General features: G+C 45.2%; 12 protein-coding genes and 1 pseudogene. 5 read left to right on the plus strand and 8 right to left on the minus strand.

Features of this window, described 5'->3' with window-relative positions; genetic code table 11:
* Window positions 1-384: 384 nt before the first annotated feature.
* The gene (locus QZW82_RS09370) at window positions 385-1,671 is read right to left on the minus strand and encodes a Glu/Leu/Phe/Val dehydrogenase (protein ID WP_293147343.1); all 1,287 of its coding nucleotides are present in this window, start codon (window positions 1,669-1,671) and stop codon (window positions 385-387) included.
* Window positions 1,672-1,785: 114 nt separating this feature from the next.
* Here QZW82_RS09370 and QZW82_RS09375 point away from each other — a divergent pair, with 114 nt between their 5' ends.
* Both QZW82_RS09375 and QZW82_RS09380 read left to right on the plus strand, forming a co-directional pair.
* Entirely contained in the window at window positions 1,786-1,971 is a 186-nt protein-coding gene (locus tag QZW82_RS09375) for a hypothetical protein (protein WP_293147345.1), read from the plus strand.
* 326 nt (window positions 1,972-2,297) lie between these two features.
* Window positions 2,298-2,909, plus strand: a complete 612-nt coding sequence (locus tag QZW82_RS09380) for a DUF4126 domain-containing protein (RefSeq protein WP_293147347.1) — start codon at window positions 2,298-2,300, stop codon at window positions 2,907-2,909.
* A 434-nt stretch (window positions 2,910-3,343) separates the two neighbouring features.
* Here QZW82_RS09380 and hemH read toward each other — a convergent pair whose 3' ends face one another.
* A complete protein-coding gene (gene hemH / locus QZW82_RS09385; protein WP_293147349.1) occupies window positions 3,344-4,507 on the minus strand; it encodes a ferrochelatase in 1,164 nt (387 codons plus the stop codon).
* 100 nt (window positions 4,508-4,607) lie between these two features.
* Here hemH and QZW82_RS09390 point away from each other — a divergent pair, with 100 nt between their 5' ends.
* Window positions 4,608-5,249 carry a class I SAM-dependent methyltransferase gene (locus QZW82_RS09390; RefSeq protein ID WP_293147351.1) on the plus strand — a complete coding sequence of 214 codons (642 nt, stop codon included), beginning with the start codon at window positions 4,608-4,610 and terminating at the stop codon, window positions 5,247-5,249.
* A 104-nt stretch (window positions 5,250-5,353) separates the two neighbouring features.
* Here the strand turns inward: QZW82_RS09390 and QZW82_RS09395 are convergent, their stop codons facing one another.
* From QZW82_RS09395 to QZW82_RS09415, 5 genes are all read right to left on the minus strand, one after another.
* Window positions 5,354-6,484, minus strand: coding sequence for a hypothetical protein (locus QZW82_RS09395; protein ID WP_293147353.1), 1,131 nt, complete (start codon window positions 6,482-6,484; stop codon window positions 5,354-5,356).
* Window positions 6,485-6,892: 408 nt separating this feature from the next.
* Window positions 6,893-7,594 (minus strand): GDYXXLXY domain-containing protein, encoded by a 702-nt coding sequence (locus QZW82_RS09400; RefSeq protein WP_293147355.1) that lies wholly within the window; start codon window positions 7,592-7,594, stop codon window positions 6,893-6,895.
* A gap of 116 nt (window positions 7,595-7,710) precedes the next feature.
* Window positions 7,711-9,111 (minus strand): DUF2157 domain-containing protein, encoded by a 1,401-nt coding sequence (locus QZW82_RS09405; protein ID WP_293147357.1) that lies wholly within the window; start codon window positions 9,109-9,111, stop codon window positions 7,711-7,713.
* 197 nt (window positions 9,112-9,308) lie between these two features.
* The gene (locus QZW82_RS09410; RefSeq protein ID WP_293147358.1) at window positions 9,309-10,013 is read right to left on the minus strand and encodes a DUF547 domain-containing protein; all 705 of its coding nucleotides are present in this window, start codon (window positions 10,011-10,013) and stop codon (window positions 9,309-9,311) included.
* 580 nt (window positions 10,014-10,593) lie between these two features.
* Window positions 10,594-10,983 carry a pentapeptide repeat-containing protein gene (locus QZW82_RS09415; RefSeq protein WP_293147360.1) on the minus strand — a complete coding sequence of 130 codons (390 nt, stop codon included), beginning with the start codon at window positions 10,981-10,983 and terminating at the stop codon, window positions 10,594-10,596.
* 129 nt (window positions 10,984-11,112) lie between these two features.
* On the opposite strand from QZW82_RS09415, the gene QZW82_RS09420 reads away from it, so the two are divergent.
* A complete protein-coding gene (locus tag QZW82_RS09420; RefSeq protein ID WP_293147362.1) occupies window positions 11,113-12,591 on the plus strand; it encodes a bifunctional orotidine-5'-phosphate decarboxylase/orotate phosphoribosyltransferase in 1,479 nt (492 codons plus the stop codon).
* Between the two features lie 32 nt (window positions 12,592-12,623).
* Here the strand turns inward: QZW82_RS09420 and QZW82_RS09425 are convergent.
* Window positions 12,624-12,743, minus strand: a pseudogene (locus tag QZW82_RS09425) (IS110 family transposase); the annotation flags it as partial.
* 92 nt (window positions 12,744-12,835) lie between these two features.
* On the opposite strand from QZW82_RS09425, the gene QZW82_RS09430 reads away from it, so the two are divergent.
* A complete protein-coding gene (locus QZW82_RS09430; RefSeq protein WP_293147364.1) occupies window positions 12,836-13,027 on the plus strand; it encodes a hypothetical protein in 192 nt (63 codons plus the stop codon).
* The last annotated feature ends 271 nt before the right edge of the window (window positions 13,028-13,298 follow it).

The following is a 13,298-nucleotide window of genomic DNA, read 5'->3' on the forward strand; positions in this document are numbered from 1 at the left end:
ACCAAATTTTTGATAATTAGCTGCTACCTGTTCTGAGCCTCGCCGCAGCCCGCCCCACAATCATATTCAATCTTTTTTTGTGGAACAGGCTTCTAGCCTGTTTTTGTGGAACAAGCTTCTAATATCATGTCCGGTCAATTACCATAACAATGAAAGTTTGTAGTGCGGACTTCAGTCCGTATTATGCGGACTGAAGTCCGCACTACGAACCCATTTTATTGTGGTCAATCAACCGGACATGAGATAACCTATTTTTGTGCAACAGGCTTCTAGCCTGTTTGTGTGGAACAGGCTTCTAGCCTTTTTTTGTGAAACAGGCTAGAAGCCTTTTTTTGTGGAACAAGCTTCTAGCCTGTTCGTTCGATCGCACTTCCCAGCATTCCGTCAACCGTTTAGGTAATAATCGCGCGTTCCCTTCGCATTCATAGCTTCTCCGAGTCGCTGCAAACCGTACACGTAAGCAGCAGTTCTCATACAAACCGACAATTCCTGAGATTTTGTCCAAATTGCCTCAGTTTCCTCGACCATTTTGTGCTGCAAGCGCTGGTTGACTTCCTCCAGCGTCCAATAAAGCCCGCTGCGATTTTGCACCCACTCAAAATAACTCACCGTCACGCCCCCGGCATTGACTAAAATATCCGGGAACACCTGAATTCCCCGCGCTTCCAAAATCAAATCAGCAGCAGAATCAATCGGCCCGTTCGCTACTTCAAAAATAAACTTAGCCTTGACATCATTGACATTTTGTGCAGTGATTTGATTCTCCAAAGCTGCTGGAACCAGCACGTCTACATCTAAGGCTAAAAGCTGCTCGTTTGTCAAGATTTCGTGTTCGACAATATTGCAAACAGAACCTTCGCAGTAAATAGCTTTGATACCTTTGTTAGCTTCTTTGAAACGGCGGATGCTGGGAATATCCAGCCCTTGTTTCGCGTAAATTCCCCCTTGGGAATCGCTGACAGCCACAACTTTGTAACCTGCTTTCCAAAGCAATTCTGCTAATTCAGCTCCGGCATTACCAAAACCTTGGACGGCTACCGTTGTCTCCCACGGAGTTCGGTTAAATTTGGGTAGGAGATTTTGAATTACAAAAAAAGCGCCGGTGGCGGTAGCGGTATCTCTGCCCAAACTGCCACCAATTGTTACTGGTTTACCTGTCACAACCGCCGGACTTAACTGCCGCTTAATAATATTGTACTGATCCATCATCCAACCCATAATCATGGGATTGGTGTAGACATCCGGTGCGGGAATATCGACATCTGGGCCGATAAAATCTGCGATCGCATCTACATAACCCCGACTCAATCTTTCCAATTCGAGTTTGGATAATTCTTTGGGGTTGACTGTGATTCCGCCCTTTGCTCCTCCAAAAGGTATGTTGAGGACTGCACATTTAAAAGTCATCCAAAATGCCAGTGATTGCACTTCATCCAGGGATACTTTCGGGTGGTAGCGCACTCCTCCTTTCGACGGGCCTCTGGTATCGTCGTAGCGCACTCGATAACCTTGGAAAATTCGCAGCTCACCGTTGTCCATCCGCACGGGAATTGATACGATTAAACTGGATTTGGGATATTTGAGCCGCTCGCTAGTATCCTCGGAAAGGGATACATATTTTAAGGCTCGTTCTAATCGGCGGCTGGCATCGGCAAATAATGATTCAGACATAAGAATAGGTAACAATTGACAGTTGACAGTTGACAGTTGACAGTTGACAGTTGACAGTCGATATGTTGTAGGGGCGGTGCCCCCGTGCCCGCCCTCTTCGTTGACAGTTGACAGTTGACCGAAGGAAGAAGGAAGACGGAAGAAGGAAGACGGAAGAAGGAAGACGGAAGAAGGAAGAAGGAAGAAGGAAGAAGGAAGAAGGAAGAAGGAAGAAGGAAGACGGAAGACGGAAGAAGGAAGAGGAAGAGGAAAGACAGGAGAAGGAAGACGGAAGACGGGAGAAGGAAGATAGGAGAGTGATTTGCCGGAAAGCTCTGGGTTAGGTGGTATTTTAAATTTAATTATTTTGGCTTAACTGCTGGTTTTTCGATACTTTCTCATTCGATCGCGCTCCCGGTTTGATTCTAGATAACTACAATAACTCCATAGGTGGCTTCTGTCTGATTGTCGATCGACTTTCGGGGCAGTCCCAAGCACCGATTCAGCAAATACAGTTAAAATAGAGGGTGATGTTTAAGCTCAAGCAGCAATTTGAGTTCCATCGCTCAAATCACCGCCAGCCACCAGGGGAATTATATTCTGAAATCTTCGACGCTTTCGCAAACGTTATAAACTAAATTATTATCATGGTTGGACTCCTAGCCGCGCTCTCTGCGTCTGCGGCGGGGGGTATGAGAATTGCCCTGCCGCTTCTGTTGATTGGTTTGTTGCGGATTGACAAACTTTGGTCGGAAATACCTCTATTGTCTCGCGTTCACCCCCAAGTGGTGATATCTATCTTGGTGAGTTGGTCGCTGTTAGAGCTATTTGCTTCTAAAACCTTTGTTGGACAGCGGGTGCTGCAAGTTGTGCAAATTATTTTTAGTCCTATTGTAGGAGCAATTATGGGAATTGCGATCGCTCAGGTAAGTGCGATCGACGAAATCATTTTTCACCCTGGGATGCTGTGGATTATTGGTATTGTCGGAGGTTTGCTGGCTTTAGTGCTGCAACTGGTACAAGCAGGATGGCTTTACCGACTACAGATTTTACCGATTTGGGTGATTTTCCTGCAAGATGTTCTGTGTATTTCCTTGGTTTTGTTTGCCTTTGACGCCCCGAAAGAGGGTGCGTTAATTGCTATGCTGCTGCTGTGGTTGGCTATTCGCAGTTCTAAGGAGTGGTATTGCTGGTACAGAAGTCAGGGAGTACCGGGGGATGGGGGAAATCCCCGCCGCCACAAGCGCAATCCAGATTAATTTTTAGGCACGTAGTTGCGCTTGGGCGCTCTTTCTTTTATATATAAGAAAGAGTGATTTCATCGCAATTACGTACCTTTTGTTTGATCTGAATGTTGCGTCTAGGAATCAGTTTATTCTCCAATACAAAAACCTTTCCGGAGCGCTCAAGCGCAACTACCTACCTCGGAGCGCTCAAGCGCAACTACGTACCTTTGAAAGAGCACTGAAGCGCAACTACGTACCTCGGAGCGCCCAAGCGCAACTACGTACCAAGAGCGCCCAAGCGCAACTACGTACCTTTGATTTAATGGATTTAATCTCCATGCAAAAACCGCCCTCTTGCAGTTTTTAGATGCGCGGGGCGGGTTTTATGTTGAGATTCTTTGTCTGCTGTTGGTTCAGATTGCAGGCTTAATCTGCACCTAAAAATAGATCGCACAACCGATTATTATTTAAAGCAAGCCGATCGAGTGTAGCGGGCCTTGACCCGTAATTAACTCGATCACTAATGCTATAAAACCAATCATTGCTACACGACCGTTCCAGACTTCCGCCCCCGTCGTCAAACCCCACTCCCACTGCTCTTGAGGGTACATTTTAACTTTCTTGGAAGGGCGTATCACATCCGAGAATTTAACGCTGGGAGATTCTATCGACTCGATGACTAAATCTGCCAAGGCTTCAATAAATACCGGATGAGTATTCAATGCAGGGACTCGGTAGAAATTTTCAATCCCCGACTCTTCTGCTAATTCTCGATACTCCATGTCAATTTCTTGCAGAGTCTCGATGTGCTCGGAAACAAAACTAATTGGAACTACCAACAAATCTTGAACTCCACTTTCTGCTAATTCGGTAATCGCTTCTTCGGTGTAAGGCTTGAGCCATTCCACCGGGCCAACCCGACTTTGGTAAGCTAGTGTATGTTCGTTCGATCGATTCAAATGTTCCATAATCAGGCGAGTGCAATCTTGAATCTCGCGCTGATAGGGGTCTCCAGCCTCTTCTACGTAGCTGAGGGGGACGCCGTGAGCGCTGAAAAAGATGTGAACTCGATCGGGATTTGGACTGTTATCTAATTCTTGGGCGATCAATTCCGACATTGCCTGAAGGTAGCCTGGTCGGTGATACCAAGAAGGAATCGCGGTATATTCTATCTGGTTGAGTTCTGGATCTTGGTTCCACATTTCTTCTAGCTGGCGGAAGCTAGAACCGCTGGTGCTGATCGAAAATTGAGGATACAATGGCAAGATTGCCAATTGTTCGATGCGATCGCGCTTTATTTTGCCGATCGCCTCTTCAGTAAAAGGATGCCAGTAACGCATCCCCACGTATACTCTGGCATCTTGTCCCTTAGACTGCAAAAGTTCTTGCAGCGCCAAGGCTTGTTCTTCGGTAATCCGCCGCAAAGGAGAGCCGCCCCCGATTTGGCGGTAGTTTTCCTGGGATTTTTTAAAACGTAGAGTCGAAATCAACCAGGCGAGCGGTTTCTGCATCCACGGAAACGGAATGCGAATGATTTCCGGGTCTGCGAACAAGTTGAACAGGAAAGGACGGACATCCTCGATTTGATCGGGCCCGCCCAAGTTTAATAGTAATACTCCTACACGGCCCATAGCGGTTACAGCTCTCCCATCGTCTCAGTTCTGTTACTTATTTTTATCATATAACTTAATAATATCTTAAGTCGATAGCAAGATATACATAATTTTGAATATGGCAACAATTTTGAGAGATTTAAGTTATAGGTATCAGTGGCTGTACGATGCGATCGCGCGTCTGGCTGCTTTAAGCGTAGGTGGTGAAACTCGTTTTAGGCAGCTAGCCTTGGAAAATGTGACCCTGGGCGCGGAAACTAAGGTTTTAGACCTTTGTTGCGGTAGCGGTCAAACCACGCAATTTCTCGTGCAATATTCCCAGGATGTCACAGGACTTGACGCTTCGCCATTATCGCTGCAACGGGCAAGGAAAAATGTGCCCTCAGCAAATTATGTAGAAGCTTTTGCCGAATCGATGCCTTTTGGCGACAATCATTTTGATTTAGTACACAGCAGCGTTGCGATGCACGAAATGCAGCCGTTACAGTTGAGGCAAATCTTTGAGGAAGTATACCGCGTGCTCAAGCCCGGTGGTGTATTCACTTTGGTAGATTTTCATCGGCCCACAAATCTGCTATTGTGGCCGGGGTTGGCTGTATTTTTGTGGTTGTTTGAGACTGAAACTGCTTGGCAGTTGATTGAAACTGACTTGCAGAGTTTGTTGGCCCAAGTGGGATTTCAACTCTACAATTCCGAAGGAAGTCAACAACCTAAACTTTATGCTGGCGGCAGTATCCAGGTAATTCAAGTTCAAAAATAGGTATGTTGTTGCGCTTAAGCGCTCTTTCTTTATATACATGAAAGAGCGCTGAAGCGCAACTACGTACCTGGATTTAATGTGACATTTGGGTTTATGAGTAACAACTAAACAAACTTTTTCGCTTCAGTCAAAGCTGCTTCAAACTTAAGCAATACATCCTTTTCGGTGTGAATAACTTTCTCCTGTTCTAGTAGCGGGCGACCAAACCGAAAAATACCATCTTGTTCTACGTGGTCTACAGCAGGAAGCGTTTCGGGATGCGGTAAAAATTTGCGACCAATCGGGTACGGCGTGTGGTAAGAAAAACTAAAATCGGGAAACTTATCGCTCTTAATTTCTAGGTAATAAAGCGAATAATAATCCTTTGTTTCACAGTACACGCATTCCCGGCACTTATTTACCAGTTTCCGGTTTTGATAGAAAAAATCCCACTTATCCCAATAGTAGTCATCTTTCATCATGTCCTGGTGGTCGTCGCACAGTTCGAGATATAATTTGTCAGCACCGGGAGGACGGTAAAAGTAAAGCATAGCGTAGGGCATTTCAATCAGTAATTTGACTGCTTGATTTTTGCGCTCGTACCATTCTTGCTGGTGAATTTCATAAATTTCGTAGACTTCGTTAGATTTAATTGCTTTAAAGCTGTTAAGCTGATTTTCTTTTGCCCACCGCGACGCCCAAACTGTCCAGTAAGCTAACTGGAAAGTTGCTGAAATTTCCGCCGAACCTTGTTCTTTCCAGTCGGAAATAATTTTTTCCCACGCTGCACTAAAAGCTCCTCGCGATTGTTCGTTTTGTTCGGAGTTTTCTGTATTGATTGGCTCGGCTGTTGGGCGATGATTTTTAATCAACCCTTTTGGTTCTTTGCGCCAGTTATCAATGTCTGTTGGCGTGAGACTTAAGATGAATCTTCTGTCGTGAACGGGATATTCTAAATGAATTCCAGATTTGCGGAAAGAGCGGTATTCTAGGATCGGGAGTCTGCCTTGTTCGATCCATTGCTGGCGTTCTGCTGCTGAACACTTGAGCATTGCTTCTAATTCTACCGGATCGACGGCTAATTCACTTTTGAAGGTCTCCCAAAATCTTTCTTGTTCGGCTGCATTTGCTTCCAGCACTGATACAATTGTGCTGACGATGCGATCTGTTTGGTCTTGAGAATTGTCGGGAAGTCCTAAGAAGTCGAGGAGTTGGGCTTTGAGTATTCGTCTGGCAGAAATTAGCTCGGCTAACATGAGAAGCTCCAGTAGAGTCTGAACTTGCAACCTTGAATTCGCAAGATTTGTGCAAGTCTTATCTATCTTAATGGATTCTATTGGGTTGTCGGCAATTGAATTGACATCCGATCGCCAATTGTAACGGATATTGTCTGGCACAGGTCGATTTTACGGGATTTGGGCTTGAAAGTCGTGAAGCGTAGCTATCGGAATCTTAATCGCCCGCCACTGGGTCAACTCTAAGCAAAAACACTCATATCAAATCCGGCTGTACCGAAATGATTAAACCACAGAGGGCGCAGAGGACACAGAGGGAGAGAATAGAGATGAATCATTCCAATGAAGCACCGGATTTGATATCAAAGCCAGGTTGTAAGGTCGATTCACGCTCGGGATAGCTACGCCGCGTGCTTGTGACAAAACCGGCTAAAATCGATAATTGCGATCGCGCACCCACAAACTCACAGGCACAGCATGGCCTGTTTTGTCAACCTTGACTTCTACGACAAAAGACTGCCGCTGCTTCCGTTGAGCTTCGCTAATCTCGTCATTGACTTTTTCCCTTTCATTCTCGGGCATATAATAAGTTTCCAAGCCGTATTCCATCTGGGAACCGTTATATTTACCTTGAATGGCGATTTGATTGGCGGGTAAATTTGGGGGATTGTTCAGACTGACGCGCGTGGGCTTCCAAGGTTGGGGGCGGGCGGAATTTGTCGCGGCTGTTGGCGCTTCTAGGATTACGTAAAAACTGATATTTGGGTTGACACGGTATATTTGTTTTTCGCAAACAACTCCGCGCCGACAAGGTATTTTCTCTAGTTTTCCTGGTAAATCTTTCCAGCCGGGGAGCTTTTCGAGATTTGTGCGATCGGAAATATCATAACTCAAAACTTGGTAATATCCGCGCAAAAAGTCGTAGGGGTCTACTGGTGCAGTTTGCAAGACAACTGTTTTGCCAGTAACAAAAGTGTAAACTGCTGGAGCCGGTACTGCGGCAATCAGTCCAATTTGTAGCAGTAAAGGAGCCCACAGCCGCCACTCGGGAAGCCGTTTTGCAGCGGGGGGAAGGGTGAAGGATGGCGGCTGAATTAAAGTGTTGGTTGTTTCTGAGTTTTCGGTATTCATATTAGGATTTGGGAATTTGTGATTAATTGGTATGTAGTTGGGCTTTAGCCCTCTTTGTCTAAAATTCTCAAGAGGGCTAAAGCCCAACAACATACCTAGAAACAACTATCTGACTCCTAATCATCGATTTTAGCGAAGTGTTTCTCGAACCACAAACCTGCTGCAATTACACCAATTCCGCACAATACAAAGACAAAAGATTTGAGCAACAATTCTGTGTTGTATTCAAAGACTCGACTGATAATTTGCAAAGTTATGAAAACCATTCCTCCCCAAAAACTCTGACGGTTTCCTAAAGCTAAACCTTCTCGGATTAAGCCGACTGCGAGCAGAAATGATAAAACATTAAACAGAAAAGTTGCTAATTGAGGAATCGGAGTAAAAGTGAGGTGAAAAAACGGTATGAAAGCGCTGGCGAGAATGAAAATGCCGATCGCACCTGTAGTCAAATTGACTGTTTTTCGCGGGCGGCGCCCCATCTCCAAACGTCCCAAATGCAGCCACTCAAACACTGCTAAACCGCCCAAAACAGCGACATTTGCCAACAAAACCCAATCAGACCCGGTTTGCCTAGCTGTCGGCGAATATTGCCAAAACCAGTGGAAAGACAGAAAGTAAAACAGGCCGGCGAAATACAGCAGTGCTAAACTGCGGGCGGTAGGTTGAAACAGCCTGCTGTGTACGTGAGGCCATATCGCATCGTCGTATCCCCACAGCAAGGCGGGCGCTAAACCACAAAATATTGCTGCACCCCAGCCACCATCTACTGCTTGGGCAATAGAAACTTGTAATGAGAAAATTATGGCGATCGCACCTATAGTAAAAATAACACGCGATCGACACCAATAAGCTAACGGCACAAACATCAAACTTCCAGCGATTGGCATTTGTCGCACCAAAACTTCCAGCCAAGAAAACTCAACTTTAGAAGACCAATCTAACACCGCCAGCCAATAGCCGAAACCGATTAAAAGTGCGGACAAAACACCCAACGAAGTCAAGCGCAAACTGTAAGCCATTCCTAACACTCCGATTCCCCAAACGAGATAAAGTCCGTAGGAAGAACCGCCCACGTGGAACATTTGCGCCATCAGCGCCATATTTGCTCCTAAAATCAGAGCACCTAAGAGTAACAATCCTTCACCGAGAAGCTTGTTTCGCCCTTTTGTTGCGGGTAAAATACTTTGATTTAAGTTTTTGTTTTGGGATGGGGGAATGCGCCACAAATAGAAACCTGCGACATTGACTGCAACGAAAACGCTTAGCAGCAGTGCCACTCTCACTTCGCGCGACCAAACTTGCCAGTTGGCTGCTACAAATGTTATAACTCCTATGCCTAGAAGTATGCTGCCCAAACCGATGAGAATGCTCAGAAATTGGTTGCGGGAAGTGGTTTCGATGATGTGGAATTGATATCGTTCCGAAAGTTGTTGGTAGAAGGATTTGTCGATGAATCCTTCTGCTTCCCAGAGTTTGGCTTCTGCACGCAACTCGCGCCGAAATTTATCTGAAATCATTTTCAATATTCCAGAGTGTTTTAACTGTGATTCTTATAATAATGTCACTTGTCGGTCGATTGTCGGTGGATGTTGGGACACCTGCTGAAGTTGCACAGGAGTGTTTGAAGACAGTAAACTGGAATTGCCTAAATTGTTGATTGATAGAGTAACCGCAGATGTGAGGTCGATAAAAATTGACATTTTTAAGAGTGGTTCTAAACTTGATTTAAATTCCAATCATAGGGTAAAAAAACGATCGCCCATTCATCGCTTACAGCCACCTCCGGCCCCAAATAACCGCCCACATACGCAGCTACCGAACCCGCCGTCTTGACAAAATCCTCGCCGTACCACTGGAAAATCTTGCTCAAATAAAGCGTCTTTTTGCCAGCATCGTACCGCACCTTATCGGGATTCTTGATAAAACTATTCGCATCCGTCTCCAGTTGAGTTCGCACCGACTCGGGAAAGTAAGCGCCGCGGCGCAACAACGGACATCCGACGGAAGCGCAAACTAAGGCAAAATGGATGCGCGCTTCGGCAAATTCCGGGCGCAAAATTGCGTGTTCGATTTGATTGAGACTGTACTTTTTGTGGCCAATAATTGAATTTGAACGGGTGAAGAATTCCAGAAAACCCAGCCAGTTGGGGATTCCTAAAATTTTGGGACGGATGGACGCGATCGGGTATACTTCGATTACTTGGGAAATTGCGATCGCATTGTACGCATTCAGCCACAGCGCCAACCGCGCATCCGCATCCGTCATAGCAGCTAAATCTACACCTGCCAAAGTTCCCAGCCAATTGCTCAAAACCTCCGCCCCTTCAGCTTTCCAGCGTCGGTAATTGACGCGGCCGAAATCGTCAACGTAGCATTTTAGCAACTCGTCCCAAATCGAAAAGTCGATCGAATTTATCATTAAGTAGAAGGAAGAAGGAAGAAGGAAGAAGGGAGAAGGGAGAAGTAAGAAGTAAGAAGGAGGGAAAAGAGATACACAGCCAGCTTTTTAGCTATCCGTATTTCACGTTTAATTAGATCGATTTACCACCAAGAATTGGTTGAAAGCCGGAACCCTTTGAGGGAGAAATTAAACTCAAACTATTCATTACTCCAATCCTCTTCGTTTTAGGTAGAAGTCACTTTCCAACTGTCAACTGTCAACTGTCAACTGTCAACTGTCAAATTACTGTCCGCATTCTAAAGCCGACATTGCTTTAGGTTCGGGTTTTATTTATTGTACGCTTATTTTCTTTTAACTCTTGTGCGGTAGCCTTCGACGCTGCCGAAAAGTTAAATTCAAGTGTATAAGCTGTTAGTCATTTAAATTTATTGCTTGAACCCCTTAAAGTATGGGGTCTGAGCTACAAATAGCGCAGTTTGAATGTCGAACAGCTTAGCCTTTCTCAAATAAGTGAGGTATGCCCTATGCCCTATGCCCTATGCCCTATGCCCATGCCCTATTAGCAGCTCATATTACACCAGAAAGGCTATACAACAGCTTATTTAACCCTACCGTCAACCCAAGTAGCCCCTTTAAGCTTAGCATTTTCCAAATTCGCCCCCGTCAAATCGGCTCCGGTTAAATTGGCCTCAGTCAAATCAGCACCTGCTAAATTAGCTTGCCGCAAAGATGCCCCGCTGAGTGAAGCCCCGCTCAAATTTGCCCCAGCTAAATTCGCTTCTCTGAGATTTGCACCTCTCAAATCTGCCCCTTGCAAATCGGCATTTGCTAAACTGGCTTGCTGGAGGGGAATGCTTCTCAAATCGCATCCCGGACATTGGTTAGTTTGCCGCAACTGGTTCATTTGCTGGGGGTTCGCTGCAATCACCGCTGTAGCCAACCCGAATATCAGTCCAAATGAAATCGCTCCTAAAGTTACAGATTTCATAGTGTTTACCTTCTACAATTATAAAAGATTCTTAATTTAAACTTCAACGGGGAGCGGCTTATTCCGGCACAACACCAATCCCACTTTCAAATGCAAATTTGTAATTTTTCGTTACCAAACAAAGCAACTATGAGCGATCGCACAAATTTTTTTGATAAACTGTTAGCGGCTGTTGAAATCAATCAAAGTCTGCTTTATTTAGCCCTCGACCCCAACCCGGAAACCTTGCCAGCACTGGTTTCGATGACTGTCGAGGAAACTCAAAGTTTTGTAACTGATTTGTTGAAAAGGCTCAAAAGTGCGATCGACCAAACAGCCGATTTAATCTGCGCCTGCAAAATCACCCTCGGTTTTTATCAATCTCTCGGCATTCCCGGCTGGCAACTGCTGCAACAAATATTAACAATTATTCCAGAGCACCTGCCAGTAATTTTAGATGCCAAACACAGCGATTTAAACACCAGCGCGGTATTTGCCAAAATCGTATTCCAAGACTGGCAATTTGACGCTGTTACCTTAAGTCCCTACGCGGGAATCGATGAAGTAGCGCCTTTTTTATTATATCCCGGAAAAACAGTCTTTGTCCTCTGTGCCACCGCCAACCCGTCAGCCGCCGAATTGCAAGAATATCCGACAGCAGAAAACCCTTTCTACTTGCAATTAGTCCGAGTATCTCAGACTTGGGGAACTCCCGAACAACTGGGTTTAGCTGTAGGAGTAATGCCGGATATCTTGGCGCGAATTCGCCAAGCTGCTCCCGAACGGCTGATTTTAGTGGAAGGAGACATCACCGGAGAAAATCACTTGACAGAAGAAAACGACCTCGCGCAACTGCTGGCGGCCGGTTTAAGCAAGAATGGTGAGGGTTTATTGCTGCCAGTCCCCCCAAGTTTGTTGGCGGGGAAGGAGCCACGCCGAGAAATTGAGAAATTACGGGATAATATTAACAAAGAGAGGCTGCGCGCGATCGAAGGAAGTCCGACTTGCGAATTGTGGCTGCCGGATGTTTGCTTTTTGCAACCAGAACCCAACCGCGATTTAATCTTGCAACTTTATGACATTGGCTGCGTAGTTTTTGGCGACCACGTACAAGCATCGGGCGCTGTATTTCCATATTATATAGATCTGCGTAAGATCATCTCAATTCCGCAAATTTTCCACCAAATAGTTAGCGCCTACGCAGACATTCTCAAAGACTTAAAATTCGATCGCATTGCGGGCATTCCCTACGGTTCTTTACCTACAGCAACGGGTTTAGCATTGCGGATGGAACGCCCGATGATTTTCCCGCGCAAGGAAGTGAAAACCTACGGTGCGGGTAAGTTAATTGAGGGGCATTTTCAGCCTGGAGAAACGATTGTCGTAGTCGATGATATTTTGATTAGCGGTAAAAGCGTGATGGAAGGTGCGGGGAAGTTAAAATCTGTGGGGTTGAATGTGGAAGATATTGTGGTTTTAATTGACCACGAACAGGGAGTGAAAGATAAATTGCAGGCTAACGGTTATCGCGCACATTCTGTGCTAGCACTTTCGGAGATAGCTGAGATTTTGTATCAAGCAAATCGCATTGATACCGAGCAATTTAATATGTTGACAGCGGAAGGTTGAATCCCAATTCCTGTAGATACTGTCTTGAGCTGTCAAGGGGTAGCAAGTAAATAATTGGGGTCGAAAGGCTTTTGGGACTTTAAAATACCAAAAGCCAAATGCACCAATTTCCGCATCAAAGCACCAATCACCTGCATTTTGACCTTGCCACGACCCAATAAGGGAACACCACAGAATGATTTATCCTATAATGACCAAAAGATAATTTCAGTGTGCAGCCTATCTTATGTCTCTAAAATCTATAATGAAACTGACCGAACACGCCAAATCTCTTTACATCGAAACAGCTAAAAAACTTAAGGGGACAGACAGACGACAATTCATGGCATCGGTAGTCAAAGATTTAGGAATAGGTGGACAAACGTTAGTAGAACAGGAGTTAGGATGGAACAGACGCACCATTCGTAAAGGGATGAAAGAGTTGAAAAGTGGTTAGCCAATTGTCGATGGTTTCAATCGCAGTGGACGAAAGCGGATTGAAACAAAATTACCCAACTTATTGAAACAATACTTCGGACAGTTTTTAAGCCGCGAGAGTACCATAGGATAGGACTGATGGAAGGTTAGGGTGATTTAAAATTAAATTCCGGTCTAAATCTAACTTATCAATAAAGGTGTAAAGTATATGCCTATTGAATTCACGGCGTTTATAAGAGGTCATGGAAAACACGAATGTCTCGGGCGATGAATGACTATTATAAGCTTCA

The sequence above is a fragment of the Microcoleus sp. bin48.metabat.b7b8b9.023 genome, assembly GCF_013299185.1.
In the GTDB taxonomy this organism is placed as follows: Bacteria; Cyanobacteriota; Cyanobacteriia; order Cyanobacteriales; family Microcoleaceae; genus Microcoleus.

What these genes read in the sequence shown, in the direction of transcription:
- QZW82_RS09395 (WP_293147353.1), bottom strand. Translation starts at nt 6,484, where the DNA reads ATGTTAGCCGAGCTAATTTCTGCCAGACGAATACTCAAAGCCCAACTC.
- QZW82_RS09380 (WP_293147347.1), top strand. Translation starts at nt 2,298, where the DNA reads ATGGTTGGACTCCTAGCCGCGCTCTCTGCGTCTGCGGCGGGGGGTATG.
- QZW82_RS09430 (WP_293147364.1), top strand. Translation starts at nt 12,836, where the DNA reads ATGAAACTGACCGAACACGCCAAATCTCTTTACATCGAAACAGCTAAA.
- QZW82_RS09420 (WP_293147362.1), top strand. Translation starts at nt 11,113, where the DNA reads ATGAGCGATCGCACAAATTTTTTTGATAAACTGTTAGCGGCTGTTGAA.
- QZW82_RS09370 (WP_293147343.1), bottom strand. Translation starts at nt 1,671, where the DNA reads ATGTCTGAATCATTATTTGCCGATGCCAGCCGCCGATTAGAACGAGCC.
- QZW82_RS09405 (WP_293147357.1), bottom strand. Translation starts at nt 9,111, where the DNA reads ATGATTTCAGATAAATTTCGGCGCGAGTTGCGTGCAGAAGCCAAACTC.
- hemH (WP_293147349.1), bottom strand. Translation starts at nt 4,507, where the DNA reads ATGGGCCGTGTAGGAGTATTACTATTAAACTTGGGCGGGCCCGATCAA.
- QZW82_RS09415 (WP_293147360.1), bottom strand. Translation starts at nt 10,983, where the DNA reads ATGAAATCTGTAACTTTAGGAGCGATTTCATTTGGACTGATATTCGGG.
- QZW82_RS09400 (WP_293147355.1), bottom strand. Translation starts at nt 7,594, where the DNA reads ATGAATACCGAAAACTCAGAAACAACCAACACTTTAATTCAGCCGCCA.
- QZW82_RS09390 (WP_293147351.1), top strand. Translation starts at nt 4,608, where the DNA reads ATGGCAACAATTTTGAGAGATTTAAGTTATAGGTATCAGTGGCTGTAC.
- QZW82_RS09410 (WP_293147358.1), bottom strand. Translation starts at nt 10,013, where the DNA reads ATGATAAATTCGATCGACTTTTCGATTTGGGACGAGTTGCTAAAATGC.